Source organism: Streptomyces griseocarneus, from assembly GCF_014655595.1.
Taxonomy (GTDB): domain Bacteria; phylum Actinomycetota; class Actinomycetes; order Streptomycetales; family Streptomycetaceae; genus Streptomyces; species Streptomyces griseocarneus.
This window is the reverse complement of the sequence record NZ_BNBL01000016.1, coordinates 95,273-117,006: the sequence shown is the minus strand read 5'-3', so window position 1 is coordinate 117,006 and position 21,734 is coordinate 95,273. Positions and strand designations below refer to the sequence as shown.

The following is a 21,734-nucleotide window of genomic DNA, read 5'->3' as shown; positions in this document are numbered from 1 at the left end:
GCTCATGTGCTCGCACCGGCATCAGAAGGCCGAGTATCCAGCACAGGGGCCCTTCGGAACACGGACTTCACGATCACAGCACGGTCTCAACCCGCTATGTCTTCTCCCCGGGTTACTAACCGGGCAGACTGAGCTCGAACCACACCGTCTTTCCGGTGTTGCCCGGGCGGGTACCCCAGCGGCGGGAAGCCAGTGCCACCAGCTGCAGTCCGCGGCCGCCCTCGTCGTCGGGTTCGGCCACGCGTTCGCGGGGCGGATCCGGGAGCGGGTCGGAGACCTCCACGAGCAGGCTGGGGCCGGCGTGGGAGTACATCCGTACGCCGATGGGCCCGCTGGCGTACCGCAGGGAGTTGGTGACGAGCTCGCTGACCAGCAGGACCGTGACGTCGGTGACGGCCTCGAGCCCCCACTCGCGCAGGGTGTCGCGCACCAGCGTGCGGGCGGTGCGCACGGCGCCGGCCTCGGCGGGGAAGCTCCACTCGGCGAAGCCGGGCGTCCATTCCAAGGTCCCTGCGCTGTCGCTCACGCCGACCACTTCCCAGACCGCTGGCGACCCCACACCGGCATGTCCGGCTTTGGGGCTAATAATCAGCACATACCCGGAATGAGGGTCGGACTATCTTCACCGCCCGGCTCCGTCCGCGAGAGTTGCCGCATTCGGCGTACACCGGGCGTAGGCCGCCCAGGTGGGCGGCGGTACGGGCGGTTCACCGCGGCGGGGCGGGATCCCCGGTGGCGAGCCGCCGGGCCGCGAGGGCCACCGCGGGGCGGTCCTGCTCCAGCCAGTCGACGTCGTCGACGCGGTCGGGGGTGAGCCAGCGCAGCTCGTCGTGGTCCTGGAGGGGGCGGGGCTCACCGGCCACCAGCCGTGCCGTGAAGACCTGGAGGACGTAGCCGGGCTTCAGCGGCCACTCCCCCGCGAGGCGCTCCAGCGGTTCCGCCTCGACGCCGAGCTCCTCGCGCAGCTCCCGTACGAGCGCCTGCTCGGCGCTCTCGCCGGGCTCCAGCTTGCCGCCGGGCAGCTCCCACCGGCCGGCCAGCTCGGGCGGGGCGCTGCGCCGTGCGGCCAGCAGCCGCCCCTGATGAAACACCGCTCCGCCCACCACCACACGCACTGTCGCCATGGTGGGCAAGCGTAGGGCCCGGCACCTGAGGTGCCGGGCCCGGGGCGACGCCGGGCCTGGGAAGCGCCGCCCCGGGGGCGCACTCCCGGGAGGCGGTGCGCGCCTTCGCGCGCCCCGGCTCCGGGAAGCGGCTAGGGGATGGCGCGCCCGACCCGCTCGACTATGTACAGCCGGCGACGGCCTTCCGCGTCCAGCCGGTCGGCCACGCGCTCCGCCTCGGTTCTGGTGGCGTAGCGCCCGACGCGGTAGCGGTTGCCGTTCTCGTCCTGGCGGATCACCAGCCAGGGCAGGACCGGTCCGGTGTCGTTCATCGCCCCTGCCCTCCCGTCGCCGCGCGCACCGGCGCACGCCCTTCGGTGACTTCCGAAGAAACCGCAGTCCGCATATGCCCGAGCGTACGCCCGGACTTTACGCAGCGGATACGGGTTTTCACGAAGAGGTACGCATTCGGCCACCCGTGAGGGTTACTTGGCCTCGGCGAGCTCCGCTTCGGTCTGCTCCTCGGCCGACTGGGCGTCCTTCATTTCCTTCTCGACCTGAACAAGCGTCGGGTTGCGCCACGCGCTGCTCACGCCCCACGCGTAGAAGGCGAGCGCGATCAGGACAACCACGACGATGTCCCAGCCCGGGGCCAGGTAGCCCTTGCCGCCGAACTCGGTGCCACCGGCCCACGAGACGAACGCCATGACCAGCAGGTAGGTCACCATCCAGGCGCCGGCCTGCAGGTGCGGCTTCAGCTCGGCCCACGGCTTGCGCAGCTCGTACCAGGCCCAGATCGGCAGGCCGATGGCCATGATGAAGATGACCTTGCCCGTCAGCGGCCAGCGCGCCCAGTACATGACCAGCGAGCCGAAGATCATCGCGATGGGGGCGATGACCGGCATGGCCTTGAGCTTGACCGGGCGCTTCATGTCGGGCGCGATGCGGCGCAGCGACATCACGGCGACGGGGCCGGTGATGTACGAGATGACGGTGGCGACACCGACGATCTCGGCGATCGAGCCCCAGCCGCGGAAGACGGCGAGGAAGACGAAGGAGATCGCCAGGTTGAGCAGCAGGGCCGGCTTCGGGACACCGGTCTTGGGGTCGACCTTGCCGAAGACCTTCGGCAGGTGACCGTTCTCCTGGACGCCGTGGATCATGCGCGAGGTGGTGGCCGCGTAGATCATGCCGGTGCCCGACGGGGAGATGAAGGCGTCCGCGTAGAGCAGCAGCGCCAGCCAGTTCAGGCCCCAGGTGATGGAGAGGTCCGCCAGCGGGGACTTGTAGGCCAGCGTGTTCCAGCCGCCGGAGAGGTCCGCGGCCGGGACGGCCATCAGGAAGGCGACCTGCAGCGCGATGTAGATGACCAGCGCGATCAGGATGGAGCCGACGACGGCCTTCGGCAGCGACTTGCCGGGGTTGCGGGCCTCGGCGGCCATGTTCAGCGGCGACTGGAAGCCGTTGAAGGCCCAGACGATGCCCGCGACGGCGACGGCGCTGAAGACGGCGCTCCAGCCGTTGGGGGCGAAGCCGCCGTGGGCGGAGCCGACGTTGCTGGTGTCGAAGTGCGCGAAGATCAGCGCGCCCGCGGTCAGCGCCGGCACCACGACCTTGAACACGGTGATCGCGTTGTTCGTCTTGGCGAACAGCGTGATCGCGAACCAGTTCAGGAAGAAGTAGAAGACCACCAGGACGCTCGCGGCGGCGAGGCCGGTGCCCGTGAGCTCCTTGCCGTCGAAGAGCTTGCCCGCCCAGTCGAACTTCCACGAGCTCATGTACTGGATCGACGCGGTGGCCTCGCCGGGAATGACGGAGACGATCGCGATCCAGTTGGCCCAGGCGGCCATGTAGCCGGCCAGCGAGCCGTGCGAGAACTGCCCGTACCGCACCATGCCGCCCGCCTTGGGGAACATCGAGCCGAGCTCGGTGTACGTCAGGGCGATGGTCAGCGCCACGATGGCGCCGATGACCCAGGCAAAGATGGCGGCCGGACCGGCCAGCACAGCGGCACGTTCGGCACCGAACAGCCAGCCGGAGCCGATGATCGACCCGAGGCCGACGGCGGTCAGCGCCGTCGTGCCGAGGGTCCGGCGGTAATTGGAGTTCGAACCCTGTTCGGTACTCAAGCCCCGGATCTCCTTTGCTTCTAACTCCCCCACGGACAGGACACAAACCGCGCCATCGTACGAGCGATTTGGCCTGCTTGATTCCGCCAAAGGGCCCTGACCTGGGACTATGTGAGTTTTACAACAGTAAGGAGGGGCTCACCAAAACCCTTGAAACTCGGACAAAGGGAACACTTCCTACCCGCTGGTACGGACCAGCGGGCAGGGTTGCGACACTGACTCCGGAGTCAGTTCACGTGCGATTCACGCCTACTTCACCGGGAGGTGGTAGGCGACCCGGAACCGCTCGGCGAGCATCACCACGTCCGCGGTCTCCACCGGGCAGCCGCCCGCGAAGTACGTCCGCGAGACCACCAGCACGCAGTGTCCGGGCACACCGCCCAGCGCGAGGGTCTCCTCGGCGAGCCCCGGCCGGGCGCCGACCTCCTCGGTGACGTTGTCGACGATCAGGTCGATGGCGGCCATCCGCTCGACCACCCCCCGCCCGGCCAGCGGCCCCTCCTCCGGCAGCATCACGGGGGTGCGCCCCGTGAGCGCCAGCGGCTCCCAGGAGGTGGAGAGCATGCTCGGCTCGCCGCCGGAGCGGAACAGATAGTCGGTGCGCATCACCCGGTCGCCCGGCCCGATCCGCAGCCGCCGCGCGATGGCCGTATCCGCCACCCCCTGCTCGCTGCGGGACTCCCACGTCCCCTTGACCCGGTCGTCGGCCTGCTCCTGCCGGAACGGCGTGGACTCCCCCACCGCCCGGTACCCAGTCCGCACCACGGCCCGCGGCACGGGCTGCTCACGGACGTACGTACCCGACCCGGAACGCCCCTCGACGAGCCCCTCGGCCATCAGGACCTTCCGCGCCTCCAGGGCGACGGTGTCGGAGACGCCGTACTGCTCCCGGATGCGCGCCTGGGAGGGAAGGCGGGTGTGCGGCGGCAGCTCACCCGCGACGATTTTCTGCCGGAGATCGCCGGCGACGCGAAGGTATGCGGGCTGATCACCGAAGGCCACGTCCACTCCCAAGGGGTTGACAGTCCGCAACAGCTTGGCAACCGTGGGTTGCGATCCGCAACTCTAGGCCAAGGAATCACCGGAAGTGGTGAATTGCAGCTCAGCGGTGTGTAGGTGAGACCCAGGGGCACATGCGCAGAGCACTCTCCGGCGGCAATTCCGCAACTATGCAGGGATGCCGGGACAAGCAATGACAAATGTCCGCGCCCCCGCACGACGCCACACGGTACGGCTACCGTGCGTCCATGACCGCACTGCCCGACTGGATGCGCCCACCGCGGGCGGAAGGCTGGCTCGCGGAGGATCTCGACCACCTCCCCGAGGCACCGCGCCACACCGAGCTGATCGACGGAGCCCTCGTCTTCAGGATGTCGCCGCAACGGTCGTGGCACAGCCACCTCGTCACCGACCTGACCTCGGCCCTCAAGGGGCAGGCTCCGACCGGCTTCGAGGTGGGGCTGGAGATGACCATCCGGCTCGACGAGCGCAACCGCCCCGAGCCCGACATCCTCGTGACCACGGCCCCCTTCGACCGCGACCTCACGTGGTTCGCGCCCAAAGACGTCCAGCTGGTCGTCGAAGTGGTCTCCCCCGAGTCCGCCCACCGGGACCGCACGGTCAAGCTGCGCAAATACGCGCAGGCCGGGATCGCCCACTACTGGTGCATCGAGGACGAGGGCGGCGCTCCCGTCCTCCACGTCTACGAGCTGGACGTCCCCACCATGGCCTATGCGCCCGCCGGCATCTTCCGCCACGTCCTCAAGCGCCCCGTCCCGTTCGAGATCGGCCTCGACCTGGACAGGCTCACCCCGGGCGGCAAGGGCTGAGGAACGCCGAAGGGCCGCACTCCCCGAGTGCGGCCCTTCAGTGTGGTCGTCAGACGTTGAAGCGGAACTCCACCACGTCGCCGTCGGCCATCACGTACTCCTTGCCCTCCATGCGGGCCTTACCGGTGGCGCGGGCCTCGGTGACGGAGCCGGTGGCGACGAGGTCCTCGAAGGAGATGACCTCGGCCTTGATGAAGCCCTTCTGGAAGTCGGTGTGGATGACACCGGCCGCCTCGGGGGCCGTGGCGCCCTTCTTGATGGTCCAGGCGCGGGATTCCTTGGGGCCGGCCGTCAGGTAGGTCTGCAGGCCCAGCGTGTCGAAGCCGACGCGGGCCAGCGTGGCCAGGCCGGGCTCCTCGGCGCCGACGGACTGCAGGAGCTCCATGGCGTCCTCCTCGTCGAGCTCGGCGAGGTCCGCCTCGAGCTTGGCGTTGAGGAAGATGGCCTCGGCCGGGGCGACCAGGGCGCGCTGCTCGTCCTTGAAGGCGTCGTCGGTCAGCTCGTCCTCGTCGACGTTGAAGACGTAGAGGAAGGGCTTGGTGGTGAGCAGGTGGAGGTCGTGCAGGAGCTCCGCCTTCTCCGAGCCCTGGACGATGCCGGCGGAGAAGAGGGTGGTGCCCTCCTCGAGGAGCGCCTTGGCCGCCTCGACCGCCGCCACCTTCGGGGCGACGTCCTTCTTGATCCGCGACTCCTTGACCAGGCGCGGCAGGACCTTCTCGATGGTCTGCAGGTCGGCCAGGATCAGCTCGGTGTTGATGGTCTCGATGTCGTCCTTGGGCGAGACCTTGCCGTCGACGTGGACGACGTTCTCGTCCTTGAACGCGCGGATGACCTGGCAGATCGCGTCGGACTCGCGGATGTTCGCCAGGAACTTGTTGCCCAGGCCCTCACCCTCGGAGGCGCCGCGCACGATGCCGGCGATGTCGACGAAGTCGACCGTGGCGGGCAGGATCTTCTGCGAGCCGAAGATCTCCGCGAGCTTGTTCAGCCGGGCGTCCGGGACACCGACGACGCCCACGTTGGGCTCGATGGTGGCGAACGGGTAGTTGGCCGCCAGGACGTCGTTCTTGGTCAGGGCGTTGAACAGGGTCGACTTGCCGACATTCGGCAGACCGACGATTCCGATCGTGAGCGACACGTGGCGACTTCCCGTTGTTCCCGTAGTAGCGAGGGTTCCGCGCCCCGTGACGCGCCCGGTCATCCAGTCTACGGGTCCGCGTCGCGCACGGTCCCCGCACGGAGGATTCCCCGAACACACGGCCAAGGCGGTGCATCCGGCGTGTCCAACGCCGGTTTCCCGGTCCGACCCCACCTAGTTTGGTCGGGTGGAGCAACCCAGCACGCGTATCCCCCAGCGCAAGGTCCGGCGCGGGTCCCCCGTGCCCCGCCCCGCCGTGCCCGTAGGACAGCGCCAGGGCGCCGCCGCCGAGCGGCCCCGGCCCCGACGCCCGGCTTCCCCGCTGGTCCGGCGCCTCCCGTCGCCCCGCCTGACCGGGCTGGGCAGCGGGCTGCTCACGGCGCTGGCCATGCTGGCCGTCGGCGCCCTGGACGCGGCCGTGCTGGGCGGCTCGCCCCGGGTCTACGGCGTGTTCTTCGTGTTCGCGAGCGCGGCCTGCGCGCTGTGGGTGCGCCCCGCCGAGCTGATGACCGCCCCCGTGAGCGTGCCGATCGCCTACGCGGTCGGGGCGGTGGCGGTCAGCAACGGCACGGGTGGCTTCGGCAGCCGCCTGATGAGCCTGGTGACCATGCTGTCGCTGAGCGCCGGCTGGCTCTACGCGGGCACCCTGCTGGCCGCGCTGATCGCGCTCGTCCGGCGGGTGGTGCTGATCAGGCTGCGGAGGAGGGCGCGGAAGGAGCAGCGGAAGCGGCCATCGCGGCCCCCACGATCCCCGCGTTGTTCTCCAGCTGAGCGGGCACGACCTCGGCGCTGACGCCCTCGATCAGCGGCAGGAACTTGTCCGCCTTGCGGCTCACGCCGCCGCCGATCACGAACAGCTCGGGCGAGAAGAGCATCTCCACGTGCGCCAGGTAGCGCCCCACGCGCTTGGCCCAGCGGCCCCAGCTGAGGCCCTCGTCGTCCTTGGCCCGGGTGGACGCGCGGGTCTCCGCGTCGTGCCCGCGCAGCTCCAGATGGCCGAGCTCGGTGTTGGGCACCAGCCGCCCGTCGATGAAGACCGCGCTCCCGATGCCCGTGCCGAAGGTGAGCACGACGACCGTGCCGGTGCGTCCCCGCCCGGCGCCGTGGGTCATCTCGGCCAGCCCCGCCGCGTCCGCGTCGTTCAGCACGGTCACCGGTGTGCCGAGCTGCTCGCCGAGCAGTCCGGCGGCGTCCTTGCCGATCCAGCCCTTGTCGACGTTGGCGGCCGTACGGGTGGTACCGCCGATCACCACGCCGGGGAACGTCACGCCGACCGGCCCGACGGGCCGGCCGAAGTGCCTGACCACCTGCCGCACGCAGTCGGCGACCGCGTCCGGAGTGGCCGGACGGGGAGTGAGCACCTTGAAGCGCTCCTCCACGACCTCGCCGCGCTCCAGGTCCACCGGAGCGCCCTTGATGCCCGATCCGCCGATGTCCACGCCGAATACGTCCATGCCCAGCAGCCTAGGCGCGGAGGGGCCTGATCACCCTTCGGTGGCGGCCCTGGCCTCGGCGCGCAGGTCGCGGCGCAGCTCCTTGGGCAGCGAGAACGTGATGTGCTCCTCCGCCGCGCGGACGAGCTCGACGTCCTCGTAACCCCGCTGCGCGAGCCACTCGAGCACGCCCTCGACGAGGATCTCCGGCACCGAGGCGCCCGAGGTCACACCGACCGTGGAGACGCCCTCGAGCCAGGTCTCGTCGATCTCCTCGGCGTAGTCCACCAGGTGCGCGTCACGGGCGCCGGCGCCCAGCGCCACCTCGACCAGGCGCACCGAGTTGGAGGAGTTCTTCGAGCCCACCACGATGACCAGGTCGGCCTCGGCGCCCATCTGCTTCACGGCGGTCTGTCGGTTCTGGGTGGCGTAGCAGATGTCGTCGCTGGGCGGCGACAGGAGGTTGGGGAAGCGGCCCTTGAGGGCGTCGACCGTCTCCATGGTCTCGTCCACCGACAGCGTGGTCTGCGACAGCCACACCACCTTGTTCTCGTCGCGGACCTCGACCTTGGCCACGTCTTCCGGGCCGTCGACGATGGTGATGTGGTCGGGCGCCTCACCGCTGGTGCCGATGACCTCCTCGTGGCCCTCGTGGCCGATGAGGAGGATGTCGTAGTCGTCCTTGGCGTAGCGGACGGCTTCCTTGTGCACCTTGGTCACCAGGGGGCACGTGGCGTCGATCGTCGCCAGCTTGCCGCGCTTGGCCTCCTCGTGCACCACCGGTGCGACACCGTGGGCGGAGAACATGACGATGTTGCCCTCGGGCACCTCCTCCGTCCTGTCGACGAAGATCGCGCCCTTCTGCTCCAGCGTCTTGACCACGTACTTGTTGTGCACGATCTCGTGCCGTACGTAGACGGGGGCGCCGTACTGCTCCAGCGCCTTCTCCACGGCGATCACGGCACGGTCCACACCCGCGCAGTAGCCACGGGGGGCGGCGAGCAGAACCTTGCGGGCGGGGGTAGCAGTCATGCGGTCCATCGTAAGGGCCCGCGCGGCCCGGCGTGGCCCGGCCGCCGCCGGGCCGGAGCGCCCGAATACTGACCCCATGGCCGCACCCTCCCCCGCAGCCGGCGGCGGCACGCTCCGCCGCACGCTCTCCTTCCGCGACCTGGTCGTCTACGGCCTGCTGTTCATCGCCCCCATGGCGCCGGTGGGCGTCTTCGGCACCCTCTCCGCGAAGGCGCACGGGGCGATCGCGCTGGTCTACCTCGTGGCGACGGCGGCGATGGCCTTCACGGCGTACTCCTACGCGCAGATGGTGCGCGTGGCCCCCCGGGCGGGCTCGGTCTACACGTACGCGCGCGTGGGCCTCGGCGAGGGACCGGGCTTCATCGCCGGCTGGATGGCGATGCTGGACTACCTCCTGATCCCGGCGGTCGCGTACCTCTTCTCCGGCATCGCCCTGCACGCACTGGTGCCGGCCGTGCCGCAGTGGGTGTGGACGGCGATCGCGGTGGTCGTGACGACGGGCCTGAACCTCACGGGCGTACGGGCCGCCGCGCTGGCGGGCTTCCTGGTGCTGGCCCTGGAGCTCGCGGTGCTGGCCGTCTTCGTGGCCTCGGCGGCCGTCGCGCTGGCCCAGGACGGCCCCCGACGCGGCTGGCTGTCCCCGCTGACGGGGGAAGGGGGCTTCGACACGGGGGCGGTGCTGGGGGCGGTGTCGGTGGCGGTCCTGTCGTACCTGGGCTTCGACGCGATCGCGTCCTTCGCCGAGGAGTCGGCGGGCGGCTCCGAGAAGGTGGCGCGCGCGGTCATCACCTGCCTGGCGGTGGCGGGCGTGCTCTTCGCCGTGCAGACCTACCTCGCGGCGCTGCTGGCCCCGATGTCCCCGGCCGAGCTGGCGGCGCGCCCGGCCGAGCAGGGGGCCGCGTTCTACGACACGGTGGACGCGGCGACCGGCAGGTGGCTGCACGACCTGGTGGCCGCCAGCAAGGCCATCGGCGCGGCCTTCGCCGCGCTGGCGGGCCAGGCGGCGGCGGGCCGCCTGCTCTTCGCGATGGCCCGCGACCGGCGGCTCCCGGCCCCCCTGGCCAAGGTGGACCGCGGCTCGGGCGTCCCCCGCCCCGCCCTCCTTGGCGCGGCCCTGGTGACCCTGACCGCCGCGATCTGGGCGGCCCGCCGCGACGACGGCCTGGACCGGCTGGTGTCGGTCGTCGACATCGGCGCACTGGTGGCCTTCGGCCTGCTGCACGCGTCAGTGATCGGCTGGTTCGGGGTGCGGGGGCGGGGGGATCGGGTGGGCATCGTCCGGCATGTGGTGATTCCACTGCTGGGGTTGGCGGTGGTGGTGGCGGTAATCGTGGAGGCGGCCGCGACGGCCCAGCTGGTGGGGGCGATCTGGCTGGCTGCCGGGCTGGGGGTACTGGCCGTCCAGCGGGGGACGGCACCGGGGACGCCGTAGGGGGTGGGTGCGGTGTGGCTGACCGCCGGGCTGGGGTGCTGGCCATCCAGCGCGCGACGGCACCGGGGGCACCGTAAGGGGTGATGCGGCCCGGTGGGCCGGGTTTGTGCCCACCCTCCCCCAGCTACCGCTGGGAGGTACCCCCAGCCCAGCGGAACGACTGCCCACAAACAGGTCGGCGGGGCGACTGCCCACCCACCGGCCTGCGGTCGGCTGACCGCGGGAGGGGCCGGGGTGGGATGGGGCGGGCCCTGGAAGGGGCGTAGGGGTTATTTGCGGCCCAAGTGCGGGGCACCATTCCCATCTGACGGCTCCGGGCCGTAAATAATCCAGCCCCGGAAGGGCCCGCCCCATCCCGCCCCGGCCCCGCCCCACAACGCACCCGCGCCCGCACCCCACCCCACATGTCACCCCGCCCCGCTACGCTCAACCGCATGGCCGTCACCACCTCCCCCGACGCCCCCCTCCCCGTAGGCCAGGTCTCCCGCCTCATCGGCGGATGGATCGACCGCCTCGGCGCCGTCTGGGTCGAGGGCCAGATCACCCAGCTCTCCCGCCGCCCCGGCGCCGGTGTCGTGTTCCTGACGCTGCGCGACCCCTCCCACGACGTCTCCCTGTCGGTCACCTGCTACCGCGCCGTCTTCGACCGCGTGGCCGACGTCGTCTCCGAGGGCGCCCGCGTCGTCGTGCACGCCCGCCCCGAGTGGTACGCGCCGCGCGGCCAGCTCTCGCTCCGCGCCGCCGAGATCCGCCCGGTCGGCGTCGGCGAGCTCCTGGCGCGCCTGGAGCAGCTGAAGAAGTCCCTGGCCGCCGAGGGCCTGTTCGCCGCCGACCGCAAGCGCGCGCTGCCGTTCCTCCCCCAGCTCATCGGCCTGGTCTGCGGCCGCGCCTCCGCCGCCGAGCGCGACGTCCTGGAGAACGCCCGCCACCGCTGGCCCGCCGTCCGCTTCGAGGTGCGCAACGTCCCCGTGCAGGGCGTGCACGCGGTCCCGAGCGTCATCGAAGCCGTCCAGGAGCTCGAGGCCCACCCCGGCGTCGACGTGATCATCGTGGCGCGCGGCGGCGGCAGCGTGGAGGACCTGCTGCCGTTCTCGGACGAACAGCTCGTACGGACGGTGGCCGCCTGCCGTACGCCCGTCGTGTCGGCGATCGGCCACGAGCCGGACACCCCGCTCCTCGACCTGGTGGCCGACCTGCGCGCGTCCACGCCCACCGACGCGGCGAAGCGGGTCGTGCCGGACGTGGGCGAGGAGCTGACCCGCGTACGCCACCTCCGCGAGCGCGCCCTGCGCTGCGTCACCGCCCACCTGGACCGCGAGGAGCGCGGCCTGGCGGCCGCGCGGGCGCGTCCGTGCATGGAGCGGCCGCAGCGGATGGTGGACGAGCGCGCGGAGCAGATCGACGCCCTCACCGACCGGGCCCGTCGCACGCTGGGCCACCTGCTGGACCGGGCGCACTCGGAGCTGACGCACACCCACGCGCGCGTGGTCGCCCTGTCCCCGGCGGCGACGCTGCGGCGCGGCTACGCGGTCCTGCAGCACGCGGACGGGCGGGTGGTCCGCGCGGCCGACGAGGTGGGGCGGGACGAGGAGCTGCGGGCGCGGGTCGCGGAGGGCGAGTTCGCGGTACGGCCCGTTGTCGCACCCCCCGCATAGGCTGTCCGGCATGGCGACGACATCGGACCGGAACGAAACAGCCCCGGCCACGGCCACCGGCGACGCGCTGGGCTACGAACAGGCGCGGGACGAGCTGATCGACGTGGTGCGCCGGCTGGAGGCCGGCGGCACGACGCTCGAGGAGTCGCTGGCCCTGTGGGAGCGCGGCGAGGAGCTGGCGAGGGTGTGCCGCCGCTGGCTGGACGGCGCCCGGGCCCGGCTGGACGCGGCGCTGGCGCAGGAGGATCAGGAGGAAGGCGCGGAGTCCGGCGCCGCCACGACGGGGGAGTGAACCGGCGAGTGATCAGGCACTAAACAATCACCATCTGTGACCTGTGTCTCTCCGACCCTCCATTTAGTTGAAATTTCACATACCGCTTCTCTACAGTGGCGTCATGACTCTCGCCCTTGACTCCGCCGCCCAGGACCTCCTCTTCCGCGAGGCCCACACCGCCAACGCCTTCTCCGACGAGCCCGTCACCGACGAGCAGGTCCAGGCGATCTACGACCTGATCAAGCTCGCGCCGACCGCCTTCAACCAGTCGCCGCTGCGCATCGTCCTGGTCCGCTCCGCCGAGGCCCGCGAGCGCCTGGTCCCGCTGATGTCCGAGGGCAACCGGGCCAAGACCGCCGCCGCCCCGCTGGTCGCGATCCTCGCCGCGGACAACGAGTTCCACGAGGACCTGCCGGCGCTGATGCCGCACTTCCCGCAGGCCAAGGACCTCTTCTTCAGCGAGCGCCCGGTCCGCGAGCAGTCCGCCGCCGCCAACGCCGCCCTGCAGGCCGGCTACTTCATCCTCGGCGTCCGCGCCGCCGGCCTGGCCGCCGGCCCGATGACCGGCTTCGACTTCGCGGCCGTCCAGAAGGAGTTCCTGGACGACGACCACACCCCGCTCATGATCATAAACGTCGGCAAGCCGGGCGAGGACGCCTTCCGCCCGCGCTCGCCGCGCCTGTCCTACGAGCAGGCCGTGACGACCGTCTGACGACGGCGGAACAAGCGGAACAAACACAGGAGCCCGGGCCACGGCCCGGGCTCTCGTCATTCATGTCCGAAGGTCAACCCACCCCTGGGCCCCCTCAGCGGCCCTGGGCCCCCTCGGCAGCCTTGGTCGCCTTGAGCGCCCCGGCCATCTCCCCCAGCCGCTCGTACGAAGCGGTCCCGGTCACGACCGTGGTGACGCCCCGCTCCTCGCGCACCAGCGCGTTGTACTTCGGCCCCTCGTAGCGCTGCCACGTGGCGTCGCCGACGCGCTGGGTCTTCCCCGTCTTCTCCGCCCGCTGGCTCACGCTGTCGATGAAGGCGCGGGCCGGGCCGTCGCTCTGCTCGACGGCGACGTACTCGGTCTGCGGGTCGAGGAAGCCCAGGTGCCAGACCGAGCCCATCTCGCCCTTCGGCTTGTACGACACCGACGTCGCGCGCCAGTCGTCGCCCAGGCCCTCCGGGGCGGCCACGGCGTACGGCGCGGCGCGCCGGGCCGTGTCGAGCTCCACCCGGTAGCCGACCGTGCGGACGGGGTCGCCGCTCTGGTCGTGCGGGATGAAGAGATAGCTGATGCCCGCGACGGGGATCACCACCACCATCGCGAGCAGCATGTTCCGGATCGTCTGAGCCTTCGGGTTCCTACCTGCCACGCCCCCTATGGTCCCCCATGCCGTTCTTGATCTTGACAGCGACCTTTACGCCGCTCATGCGTGGGGCGCCCTGCTCACTCTCGCAATGAACCGATAAAGTCAGCAGCACCCTCACCCTCCTGGCCCAACCGGGGAAGGAGGGGCCCCACGGCCGTTGCCGTACAGAAAGGTGCGCCCCGATGAGCGATCATCACTTGCCGTCCCAGCTCGTAGTCAGCCCGGAGGCGCCCGACCGCAACCTGGCGCTGGAGCTCGTCCGGGTCACCGAGGCGGGCGCGATGGCGTCGGGCCGCTGGGTGGGCCGTGGCGACAAGAACGGCGCGGACGGCGCGGCCGTGCGGGCCATGCGCGCGCTGATCCACACCGTGTCGATGAACGGTGTCGTCGTGATCGGCGAGGGCGAGAAGGACAACGCCCCGATGCTCTACAACGGCGAGCGCGTGGGCGACGGGACCGGCGCGGAGTGCGACGTCGCCGTGGACCCGGTGGACGGCACGACGCTGACCGCCAAGGGCATGGCCAACGCCGTCTCCGTGATGGCCGTGGCCGAGCGCGGCACCATGTTCGACCCGTCCGCGGTCTTCTACATGGACAAGCTGGTGACCGGCCCCGAGGCCGCCGACTTCGTCGACATCGACGCCCCGGTCGCGGTCAACATCCGCCGCATCGCCAAGGCGAAGCGTTCCTCCGTCGAGGACGTCACGGTCGTCGTCCTGGACCGCCCCCGCCACGACGGCCTGGTGAAGGACATCCGCGAGGCGGGTGCCCGCATCAAGTTCATCTCCGACGGCGACGTGGCCGGCGCGATCATGGCGGCCCGCGAGGGCACCGGCGTGGACCTGCTGCTGGGCGTCGGCGGCACGCCCGAGGGCATCATCGCGGCCTGCGCGATGAAGTGCCTGGGCGGCACCATCCAGGCCAAGCTGTGGCCGAAGGACGACGAGGAGCGCGAGCGCGCCCTCGCCGCCGGTCACGACCTGGACCGCGTCCTGCACACCGAGGACCTGGTCAGCGGCGAGAACGTCTTCTTCGTCGCCACCGGCATCACCGACGGCGAGCTGCTGCGCGGCGTGCGCTACCGCGCCGAGACGGCGACGACGCAGTCGCTCGTCATGCGCTCCAAGTCGGGCACGATCCGCCTGATCGACTCCGAGCACCGGCTGTCGAAGCTGCGCGCCTACAGCTCGGTCGACTTCGAGCGCCCCAGCTGAAGCGTTTCCTCCTGAGGCTCCACAGCCACTGACGCTCCGCAGCTGCTGAGGCTCCACAGCGAACGTACGGGCCGGGCCCTGCCGTGATCGACGGCAGGGCCCGGCCCGTACGCACGCGTGGTCGACAATCGGCCCGCGAGAGGCGGGCCCGCACGACGCGAGGCCGCGGGTCTCAGCCCGCGGCCGCGACGCGCGTGGCGCGCTGCAGCTCGGCCTCGCGCCGCCGGCGGCGGGCGAGCACGACCCGTCGCTCGGCGGCCGTGAGCCCGCCCCACACGCCGTACGGCTCCGGCTGGAGCAGGGCGTGCTCGCGGCACTCGACCATGACGGGGCAACGGGCGCAGACGCGCTTGGCCGCCTCTTCCCGGGAAAGACGCGCGGCGGTTGGCTCCTTTGATGGTGCGAAGAACAGCCCGGCTTCATCCCGGCGGCACACCGCCTCCGAATGCCAGGGGCCGGCCTGTTCCCGAGCGGAAATCCGCTGGGACGGTACGGCGGCTTCCTGCAGGGGCTGATGCGGTAGCAGCACGGTCTACTCCTGACGACGGCTTTGCTGGGCCGATTTGAGTCACCTTTGCCCGCCTCGGCGCGCACGGCCATTCGCACCCGCAGCCGTACGAGAGACGATGCACCAAGCTTTACCCGCTGTGCGCGAGCTTATTCACACCGTTGCCATGACCGGAATGCCCTCGGTTACCGCGCGGCGACGGTCAGTTGACCGCCCGGAGGTTCTTCAGCCGCTTGCCCCGGCGGGGCTTCGCCTCTACACCGCCGAAAACGGCAAAGCCCGTGACCACGACGACCGGGGCGTCCGGGTCCGGGGCCTCGCCGGTCTTCACGTCGAAGCCCCCGAAGACGCCGGATCCGGCGCAACGGACGGAGATGTTCTCCGGCACCTTGATCTCGACGCCGCCGAAGACGGCCCAGACGTTGAGGACGATCTCCCGCTGCTCGAAGAACGCCTCGGTCAGGTCGATCTCGATGCCGCCGAACAGGGCCAACGCGTTCGTGCGCGGCGCGGGCCGCCAACGGCCCCGGCGCGTGGCGCCGCCGAACACGGCGACGAGGTTCTCGCTCGCGCCCCAGGCGGGGCGCACGGAAGCACCGTGCGGGCGCACGGAGGCGGTTCCGGAGGCGGTTGCGGCGGCGGTCCGGTCGGCAGAGCCCTGCCCGCCGGGGAGATCGCGCACCAGTGGCGCGAGATCGCCGAGCGTCCTGGCCCCGTACACCGCGTCGATCCGCTCGGCGTGCTCCTCGGCGGTGAGCCGTCCCTCGGCGAGGGCCTCGCGCAGGATCCCGGCGGTCCGGTCGCGGTCGGCGTCGGAGGCGCGCAGTGATGAGTCGTCCACCGGGGCAGCGTAGCGAAACGCGATAGATCGCGATAGCCCGTAGAGAGGCGGGTGCCGAGTGAGTCTTACCTCACCTCCTGCGCCCCTCGTCAGGGTTCTACGCTGTTTCAGTGCTGTCGAAGATGCCGGCACACAGCCGTCTGCCGAGTGAGGAATGGCCTCAATGTCCGCTAGCCCTGAGTTCGCCTACACCGACCTGCTCCCCGTGGGTGAGGACAACACCGAGTACCGCCTGATCACCTCCGAGGGTGTCTCCACCTTCGAGGCCGACGGCCGTACCTTCCTCAAGGTCGAGCCGGAGGCGCTGCGCAAGCTGGCCGCCGAGGCGATGCACGACATCTCCCACTACCTGCGCCCGGCCCACCTCGCCCAGCTGCGCAAGATCCTCGACGACCCCGAGGCCTCCCCGAACGACCGCTTCGTCGCCCTCGACCTGCTGAAGAACGCCAACATCGCGGCCGCCGGCGTGCTGCCGATGTGCCAGGACACCGGCACGGCGATCGTCATGGGCAAGCGCGGGCAGAACGTGCTCACCGAGGGCGAGGACGAGAAGGCCCTCTCGCGCGGCATCTTCGACGCCTACACCCAGCTCAACCTGCGGTACTCGCAGATGGCCCCGCTGACCATGTGGGACGAGAAGAACACCGGCTCCAACCTGCCCGCGCAGATCGAGGTCTACGCGACCGACGGCGGCGCCTACAAGTTCCTCTTCATGGCCAAGGGCGGCGGCTCGGCCAACAAGTCGTTCCTCTACCAGGAGACCAAGGCGGTCCTCAACGAGGCCTCCATGATGAAGTTCCTGGAGGAGAAGATCCGCTCTCTGGGCACCGCCGCGTGCCCGCCGTACCACCTGGCGATCGTGGTGGGCGGCACCTCCGCCGAGTACGCGCTGAAGACGGCCAAGTACGCCTCCGCGCACTACCTGGACGAGCTGCCCGAGGAGGGCTCGCCGCTCGGCCACGGCTTCCGCGACAAGGAGCTGGAGGAGAAGGTCTTCGAGCTGACGCAGAAGATCGGCATCGGCGCCCAGTTCGGCGGCAAGTACTTCTGCCACGACGTCCGCGTCGTCCGCCTCCCGCGCCACGGCGCGTCCTGCCCGGTGGCCATCGCCGTCTCCTGCTCCGCCGACCGCCAGGCCGTCGCGAAGATCACCGCCGAGGGCGTCTTCCTGGAGCAGCTCGAGACCGACCCGGCGCGCTTCCTGCCGGAGACCACCGACGAGCACCTGGAGTCGGAGGGCGACGTCGTCCGCATCGACCTCAACCGTCCCATGGACGACGTCCTCGCCGAGCTGACCAAGTACCCGGTCAAGACCCGGCTCTCGCTCACCGGCCCGCTGGTCGTCGCCCGCGACATCGCCCACGCGAAGATCAAGGAGCGGCTGGACGCGGGCGAGGAGATGCCGCAGTACCTCAAGGACCACCCGGTCTACTACGCCGGCCCCGCCAAGACCCCCGAGGGCTACGCCTCCGGCTCCTTCGGCCCGACGACGGCCGGCCGCATGGACTCCTACGTCGAGCAGTTCCAGGCCGCGGGCGGCTCCAAGGTCATGCTCGCCAAGGGCAACCGCAGCAAGCAGGTCACCGACGCCTGCGGCACGCACGGCGGCTTCTACCTCGGCTCGATCGGCGGCCCGGCCGCGCGCCTGGCCCAGGACTGCATCAAGAAGGTCGAGGTGCTCGAGTACGAGGAGCTCGGCATGGAGGCCGTCTGGAAGATCGAGGTCGAGGACTTCCCGGCGTTCATCGTCGTCGACGACAAGGGCAACGACTTCTTCGTCGACCCGTCCCCGGCGCCGACGTTCACGTCCATTCCGGTGCGGCCCGGCCAGTAGGAATCCTCGAACGCCGGACGGGCTGAAGGCAGCCCGTCCGGCGTTGGGGCAAAGCGAGGCGGGGCGGGGCGGCGCTACGACGCGAAGCGCTGGCTCGCCGAGCCGTCACACTTCTGCAGCCGCAGCGGGTCCTTCGCCGACGCCAGCGTCAGGCAGAGGTCCTGCGCCGCCACCGGCCGGAACGCGGCACCGGCCTGCGTGAACTGCTGGTTCGCGCCCCCGTGGCAGTTCCACAACGCCACCGCCGCCCCGGCGCGATACGCGCCGCCCGGCACGTCCACGCACCGGTCGTGCGTCAGCGCGGAGTGCAGTGACTTCTGCCCCGCGTCGTACCACCACTGCTGGTTCCGGCTCCCGGAACACGGCCAGCCCCCGACCTGCGTGCCGTTGGCGGAGGCCGCCCCGTACGCGTCCACGCACGTGCCCGTCGCCGCGCTCTTCATCGGCTTGTACGCGTCGTCCCAGGCGCCCTTGTACAGCACGGGCTTCCCGGTGCTCGCCGGGTCGGCGCAGCCCGCCTCCCGGTAGCCGGACTGGTAGATCTGCGTCAGGCAGGATGCGAAGGCGCCGTGGCCGCGGAAGTTGGGGTGGAAGGACTGCCGCACGGAGTTCTCGTTCGGCGGGATGGGGTTGGTGACGTCGACGTAGAGGCCGCGCGCCCAGGTGTCCTCCATGCAGACCTCGTGGCCGTGGAAGAGCCGGGAGTTGTCGAGGTAGACCGCGCCCGTGTCACGGGCGGCCTTGCGCATTCCGCGCTCGAAGGCGGGGACGGCGTGGTTGCGGCCCCAGGCGGAGTCGGAGGTGTGGCCGACGCAGCCGTCGAGGAGCTTGCCGCGGAAGCCGGGGTTGTCCCCGAAGTCGGGGCCGATGGGGCTGGGGTAGCCCATGACGACGAGCTTGTAGTCGCCGCTCGCGTAGCCGGCGTCCGTCATCACCTTGCGCAGGTCCCGTACGGTCTGCTCGACCTTCGGCACCAGGCCGTCGACGCGCGCCTGCCAGCCGGGGGCGTACTTCGGCTCGCAGGGGCCCTGGAGGGTGAGGTAGCGGGTGACGCAGTCGGTCATGACGGGACCGAACTGCAGGTCGTCGTTGGCGCCCGCGACGAGCAGCACCATCTTCACGCGGGTGTTGCGGGCCTTGACGGCGAGGGCGTCGCTCTGCACGAGCTCGTCGGCGTACTGCTTGCTGCCGCCGATGCGGATGTTGGCGGTGGAGGCCCCGGAGCAGGCGACGTTGTAGGTGACGTCGGCGCCGATGGCGGTGCGGTGGACGGCGGCGTCGGGCGAGCGGTGGCACCAGTTGGTGGGGCCGTTCGTGCCCGGCTCGTACGTGCCGACGCCTTCGCCGGATATCTCGCTGTCGCCCAGGGAGACGAGGGAGCTCTTGCGGGCCTGCAGGGGGCGCTCGGCGGCGTCGCCGTAGAGCCGCACGGCCTCGGCGGCGCGGATGCTCTCCAGTTCGGGCGGCAGGGGGGTGGAAGCGGTGGCGGCGGCGGGCCGGGACTGCGCGGCCGCGCCGGGGGCGGTGACGGTCAGTCCGCCGAACGCGGCGGCGAGGGCCGCCAGCGCGGCGAGGGAACATCGCAGGGTGGGTCTGCGTGTCATGAAGCCTCCCCGAGTTCTGTTGTTACCAGCGGTATTTACTAGTCGGTTGTGGCTTTGGGAACAGGACGGACGAGACAAACGCTGTGTTTGTCAGGAGGTAAGTGACCATGACCGACAGCGAGCAGTACCGGCTCGAGCACGACTCGATGGGCGAGGTCCGCGTCCCCGCACATGCCAAGTGGCGGGCGCAGACCCAGCGGGCCGTCGAGAACTTCCCCGTCAGCGGGCAGCGCCTGGAGCGGGCGCACATCGCCGCGCTGGGCCGGATCAAGGCGGCGGCGGCGAAGGTGAACGCCGAGCTGGGGGTGCTCGACAAGGACGTCGCCGGGGCCATCGCGGACGCGGCGGCCGAGGTCGTCGAGGGCCGCTGGGACGAGCACTTCCCGGTCGACGTCTTCCAGACCGGCTCCGGCACGTCCTCGAACATGAACGCGAACGAGGTCATCGCCACCCTCGCCGGCGAGCGGCTGGGCAGGCCGGTCCACCCCAACGACCACGTCAACGCCAGCCAGTCGTCCAACGACGTCTTCCCGTCGTCCATCCACATCGCCGCCACGGCCGCCGTGACCGCCGACCTCGTCCCGGCGCTCGAGCACCTGGCGGCCTCGCTGGAGCGCAAGGCGGAGGAATTCGCCGAGGTCGTCAAGTCCGGCCGGACGCATCTGATGGACGCGACGCCGGTGACGCTCGGTCAGGAGTTCGGCGGGTACGCCGCCCAGGTCCGGTACGGCGTCGAGCGGCTGCGGGCCTCCCTGCCCCGGCTCGCCGAACTCCCGCTGGGCGGAACGGCCGTGGGCACCGGCATCAACACCCCGCCGGGCTTCTCCGGCGCGGTCATCGCCGAGGTCGCCCGCACCACGGGCCTGCCGCTGACCGAGGCCCGCGACCACTTCGAGGCGCAGGGCGCACGCGACGGCCTGGTGGAGACCAGCGGCCAGCTGCGCACGATCGCCGTCGGGCTCACCAAGATCGCCAACGATCTGCGCTGGATGGCCTCCGGCCCGCGCACCGGCCTCGCCGAGATCAATCTCCCCGACCTCCAGCCCGGCTCGTCGATCATGCCGGGCAAGGTCAACCCGGTCGTCTGCGAGGCCGTCCTGATGGTGGCCGCCCAGGTCACCGGCAACGACGCCACCGTCGCCACGGCCGGCGCCGCCGGGAACTTCGAGCTCAACGTGATGCTCCCGGTCATGGCGAAGAACCTCCTGGAGTCCGTCCGGCTGCTCGCGAGCGCCTCCCGCCTGCTGGCCGACCGCACGGTCGACGGCATCACCGCCAACGTCGAGCGGGCCCGCGAGTACGCCGAGTCCTCGCCCTCGGTCGTCACGCCGCTCAACCGCTACATCGGCTACGAGGAGGCCGCGAAGGTGGCCAAGAAGTCCCTCGCCGAGCGCAGGACCATCCGCGAGGTCGTCCTGGAGTCCGGCTACGTGGACCGCGGCCTGCTCACCCTGGAGCAGCTCGACGAGGCCCTCGACGTGCTGCGCATGACCCGCCCCTGAGCCGCCGGCCGCCCGGTACGGGCCTTTGGCCCGTACCTTTGCGGCACACATCACGGCGGACTTCACCGCGCATCGGTGCCCCGGGCACCTAAGATCTCCGCATGACAGCGGACACGACGGGGACGACGGGCACGGCGGGCGACGCCCACTGGTCGCCGGGGGAGCACATCCTCTGGCGCTACCGCGGCAACACCAGACCCGGCGCCGAGGGCCGCATCCACATCTGCCGCCCCGTCACCGTCGTCGAGGACACCGACGAGCTGCTCGCCGTCTGGATGGCCCCCGGCACCGACTGCGTCAAGCCCGTGCTCGCCGACGGCACCCCCGTCCACCACGAGCCGCTGGCCACCCGCTACACCAAGCCGCGCACCACGTCCGTCACCCGCTGGTTCGGGCCCGGGGTGCTCAAGCTCGCCCGGCCCGGCGACCCCTGGTCGGTCTGGCTGTTCTGGGACCTCGACTGGCGCTTCAGGAACTGGTACGTGAATCTCGAGGAACCGCTCGCGCGCTGGGCCGGCGGCGTCGACTCCGAGGACCACTTCCTGGACATCGCCGTCTACCCCGACCGCAGTTGGGAGTGGAAGGACGAGGACGAGTTCGCGCAGGCGCAGCGCGCCGGCCTGATGACCGCCGACCGGGCCGAGCGGGTACGGGCCGCGGGGCGCGCGGCGGTCGAGCTGATCGAGGCCTGGGACGCGCCGTTCACCGCGGGCTGGGAGGGGTGGCGGCCGGACCCGGGATGGACGGTTCCCGAGCTGCCCGGCGACTGGGACCGCACTCCCACGCGCATCGGGGCGTGAATCGAAGCGGTAAACGCTTGCCGACTCCCCGCGAGGCAACCGTAGGAT

Annotated in this window: 22 protein-coding genes; 10 read left to right on the top strand and 12 right to left on the bottom strand. The window is 71.1% G+C overall.

All coding sequences use genetic code 11. From position 1 onward, the window contains the following. Window positions 1-115 precede the first annotated feature (115 nt). From IE295_RS29905 to IE295_RS29885, 5 genes are all read right to left on the bottom strand, one after another. Window positions 116-535, bottom strand: coding sequence for an ATP-binding protein (locus tag IE295_RS29905; protein WP_190066920.1), 420 nt, complete (start codon window positions 533-535; stop codon window positions 116-118). A gap of 172 nt (window positions 536-707) precedes the next feature. Further along, a complete protein-coding gene (locus IE295_RS29900; protein WP_190066897.1) occupies window positions 708-1,124 on the bottom strand; it encodes a (deoxy)nucleoside triphosphate pyrophosphohydrolase in 417 nt (138 codons plus the stop codon). Between the two features lie 131 nt (window positions 1,125-1,255). Next, complete coding sequence (locus tag IE295_RS29895; protein WP_086571814.1) at window positions 1,256-1,435, bottom strand: SPOR domain-containing protein; 180 nt, start codon at window positions 1,433-1,435, stop codon at window positions 1,256-1,258. A gap of 153 nt (window positions 1,436-1,588) precedes the next feature. After that, window positions 1,589-3,232: an APC family permease gene (locus IE295_RS29890; RefSeq protein WP_190066896.1), complete on the bottom strand. Its 1,644-nt coding sequence runs from the start codon at window positions 3,230-3,232 to the stop codon at window positions 1,589-1,591. A gap of 249 nt (window positions 3,233-3,481) precedes the next feature. Further along, window positions 3,482-4,234, bottom strand: coding sequence for a GntR family transcriptional regulator (locus IE295_RS29885; RefSeq protein ID WP_190066895.1), 753 nt, complete (start codon window positions 4,232-4,234; stop codon window positions 3,482-3,484). A 245-nt stretch (window positions 4,235-4,479) separates the two neighbouring features. On the opposite strand from IE295_RS29885, the gene IE295_RS29880 reads away from it, so the two are divergent. Beyond that, window positions 4,480-5,061 carry a Uma2 family endonuclease gene (locus tag IE295_RS29880; protein WP_190066894.1) on the top strand — a complete coding sequence of 194 codons (582 nt, stop codon included), beginning with the start codon at window positions 4,480-4,482 and terminating at the stop codon, window positions 5,059-5,061. A 49-nt stretch (window positions 5,062-5,110) separates the two neighbouring features. Here IE295_RS29880 and ychF read toward each other — a convergent pair whose 3' ends face one another. Beyond that, a complete protein-coding gene (ychF, locus tag IE295_RS29875) occupies window positions 5,111-6,199 on the bottom strand; it encodes a redox-regulated ATPase YchF (RefSeq protein WP_190066893.1) in 1,089 nt (362 codons plus the stop codon). Window positions 6,200-6,386: 187 nt separating this feature from the next. Here ychF and IE295_RS29870 point away from each other — a divergent pair, with 187 nt between their 5' ends. Further along, on the top strand, window positions 6,387-6,992 hold the full coding sequence (locus IE295_RS29870) for a DUF6542 domain-containing protein (protein ID WP_190066892.1): 606 nt from the start codon (window positions 6,387-6,389) through the stop codon (window positions 6,990-6,992). On the opposite strand, the gene ppgK is transcribed toward IE295_RS29870, so the two are convergent. Further along, on the bottom strand, window positions 6,889-7,653 hold the full coding sequence (gene ppgK / locus IE295_RS29865) for a polyphosphate--glucose phosphotransferase (protein WP_190066891.1): 765 nt from the start codon (window positions 7,651-7,653) through the stop codon (window positions 6,889-6,891). The two genes, IE295_RS29870 and ppgK, sit on opposite strands and share 104 nt — an antisense overlap. A 30-nt stretch (window positions 7,654-7,683) precedes the next feature. Next, window positions 7,684-8,673: a 4-hydroxy-3-methylbut-2-enyl diphosphate reductase gene (locus IE295_RS29860; protein ID WP_190066919.1), complete on the bottom strand. Its 990-nt coding sequence runs from the start codon at window positions 8,671-8,673 to the stop codon at window positions 7,684-7,686. A gap of 67 nt (window positions 8,674-8,740) precedes the next feature. Between IE295_RS29860 and IE295_RS29855 the strand changes: the two genes are divergently transcribed. From IE295_RS29855 to IE295_RS29840, 4 genes are all read left to right on the top strand, one after another. Beyond that, window positions 8,741-10,096 (top strand): APC family permease, encoded by a 1,356-nt coding sequence (locus IE295_RS29855; protein WP_190066890.1) that lies wholly within the window; start codon window positions 8,741-8,743, stop codon window positions 10,094-10,096. Window positions 10,097-10,530: 434 nt separating this feature from the next. Further along, window positions 10,531-11,751 carry an exodeoxyribonuclease VII large subunit gene (xseA, locus tag IE295_RS29850; protein ID WP_190066889.1) on the top strand — a complete coding sequence of 407 codons (1,221 nt, stop codon included), beginning with the start codon at window positions 10,531-10,533 and terminating at the stop codon, window positions 11,749-11,751. 10 nt (window positions 11,752-11,761) lie between these two features. Continuing rightward, the gene (locus IE295_RS29845; protein WP_190066888.1) at window positions 11,762-12,043 is read left to right on the top strand and encodes an exodeoxyribonuclease VII small subunit; all 282 of its coding nucleotides are present in this window, start codon (window positions 11,762-11,764) and stop codon (window positions 12,041-12,043) included. Window positions 12,044-12,146: 103 nt separating this feature from the next. After that, window positions 12,147-12,737: a malonic semialdehyde reductase gene (locus IE295_RS29840; RefSeq protein ID WP_190066887.1), complete on the top strand. Its 591-nt coding sequence runs from the start codon at window positions 12,147-12,149 to the stop codon at window positions 12,735-12,737. A gap of 94 nt (window positions 12,738-12,831) precedes the next feature. On the opposite strand, the gene IE295_RS29835 is transcribed toward IE295_RS29840, so the two are convergent. After that, window positions 12,832-13,386 carry a DUF4245 domain-containing protein gene (locus IE295_RS29835; protein ID WP_224323466.1) on the bottom strand — a complete coding sequence of 185 codons (555 nt, stop codon included), beginning with the start codon at window positions 13,384-13,386 and terminating at the stop codon, window positions 12,832-12,834. Between the two features lie 179 nt (window positions 13,387-13,565). Between IE295_RS29835 and glpX the strand changes: the two genes are divergently transcribed. Further along, window positions 13,566-14,597, top strand: coding sequence for a class II fructose-bisphosphatase (glpX, locus tag IE295_RS29830; protein ID WP_086575296.1), 1,032 nt, complete (start codon window positions 13,566-13,568; stop codon window positions 14,595-14,597). A 172-nt stretch (window positions 14,598-14,769) separates the two neighbouring features. Here the strand turns inward: glpX and IE295_RS29825 are convergent, their stop codons facing one another. Further along, a complete protein-coding gene (locus IE295_RS29825) occupies window positions 14,770-15,126 on the bottom strand; it encodes a WhiB family transcriptional regulator (protein WP_126915815.1) in 357 nt (118 codons plus the stop codon). A 181-nt stretch (window positions 15,127-15,307) separates the two neighbouring features. Further along, complete coding sequence (locus tag IE295_RS29820; RefSeq protein WP_190066918.1) at window positions 15,308-15,970, bottom strand: DUF1707 SHOCT-like domain-containing protein; 663 nt, start codon at window positions 15,968-15,970, stop codon at window positions 15,308-15,310. 139 nt (window positions 15,971-16,109) lie between these two features. On the opposite strand from IE295_RS29820, the gene IE295_RS29815 reads away from it, so the two are divergent. Then, window positions 16,110-17,780 (top strand): fumarate hydratase, encoded by a 1,671-nt coding sequence (locus IE295_RS29815; RefSeq protein ID WP_190066885.1) that lies wholly within the window; start codon window positions 16,110-16,112, stop codon window positions 17,778-17,780. Between the two features lie 74 nt (window positions 17,781-17,854). Here IE295_RS29815 and IE295_RS29810 read toward each other — a convergent pair whose 3' ends face one another. Then, on the bottom strand, window positions 17,855-19,384 hold the full coding sequence (locus IE295_RS29810) for a ricin-type beta-trefoil lectin domain protein (RefSeq protein ID WP_190066884.1): 1,530 nt from the start codon (window positions 19,382-19,384) through the stop codon (window positions 17,855-17,857). Window positions 19,385-19,491: 107 nt separating this feature from the next. Here IE295_RS29810 and IE295_RS29805 point away from each other — a divergent pair, with 107 nt between their 5' ends. Both IE295_RS29805 and fomD read left to right on the top strand, forming a co-directional pair. Further along, window positions 19,492-20,886 (top strand): class II fumarate hydratase, encoded by a 1,395-nt coding sequence (locus tag IE295_RS29805; protein WP_190066883.1) that lies wholly within the window; start codon window positions 19,492-19,494, stop codon window positions 20,884-20,886. A gap of 101 nt (window positions 20,887-20,987) precedes the next feature. Beyond that, complete coding sequence (fomD, locus tag IE295_RS29800) at window positions 20,988-21,686, top strand: cytidylyl-2-hydroxypropylphosphonate hydrolase (protein ID WP_190066882.1); 699 nt, start codon at window positions 20,988-20,990, stop codon at window positions 21,684-21,686. The last annotated feature ends 48 nt before the right edge of the window (window positions 21,687-21,734 follow it).

What these genes read in the sequence shown, in the direction of transcription:
- IE295_RS29900 (WP_190066897.1), bottom strand. Translation starts at nt 1,124, where the DNA reads ATGGCGACAGTGCGTGTGGTGGTGGGCGGAGCGGTGTTTCATCAGGGG.
- IE295_RS29895 (WP_086571814.1), bottom strand. Translation starts at nt 1,435, where the DNA reads ATGAACGACACCGGACCGGTCCTGCCCTGGCTGGTGATCCGCCAGGAC.
- IE295_RS29880 (WP_190066894.1), top strand. Translation starts at nt 4,480, where the DNA reads ATGACCGCACTGCCCGACTGGATGCGCCCACCGCGGGCGGAAGGCTGG.
- ppgK (WP_190066891.1), bottom strand. Translation starts at nt 7,653, where the DNA reads ATGGACGTATTCGGCGTGGACATCGGCGGATCGGGCATCAAGGGCGCT.
- IE295_RS29860 (WP_190066919.1), bottom strand. Translation starts at nt 8,673, where the DNA reads ATGGACCGCATGACTGCTACCCCCGCCCGCAAGGTTCTGCTCGCCGCC.
- IE295_RS29855 (WP_190066890.1), top strand. Translation starts at nt 8,741, where the DNA reads ATGGCCGCACCCTCCCCCGCAGCCGGCGGCGGCACGCTCCGCCGCACG.
- xseA (WP_190066889.1), top strand. Translation starts at nt 10,531, where the DNA reads ATGGCCGTCACCACCTCCCCCGACGCCCCCCTCCCCGTAGGCCAGGTC.
- IE295_RS29845 (WP_190066888.1), top strand. Translation starts at nt 11,762, where the DNA reads ATGGCGACGACATCGGACCGGAACGAAACAGCCCCGGCCACGGCCACC.
- IE295_RS29840 (WP_190066887.1), top strand. Translation starts at nt 12,147, where the DNA reads ATGACTCTCGCCCTTGACTCCGCCGCCCAGGACCTCCTCTTCCGCGAG.
- glpX (WP_086575296.1), top strand. Translation starts at nt 13,566, where the DNA reads ATGAGCGATCATCACTTGCCGTCCCAGCTCGTAGTCAGCCCGGAGGCG.
- IE295_RS29815 (WP_190066885.1), top strand. Translation starts at nt 16,110, where the DNA reads ATGTCCGCTAGCCCTGAGTTCGCCTACACCGACCTGCTCCCCGTGGGT.
- IE295_RS29810 (WP_190066884.1), bottom strand. Translation starts at nt 19,384, where the DNA reads ATGACACGCAGACCCACCCTGCGATGTTCCCTCGCCGCGCTGGCGGCC.
- IE295_RS29805 (WP_190066883.1), top strand. Translation starts at nt 19,492, where the DNA reads ATGACCGACAGCGAGCAGTACCGGCTCGAGCACGACTCGATGGGCGAG.
- fomD (WP_190066882.1), top strand. Translation starts at nt 20,988, where the DNA reads ATGACAGCGGACACGACGGGGACGACGGGCACGGCGGGCGACGCCCAC.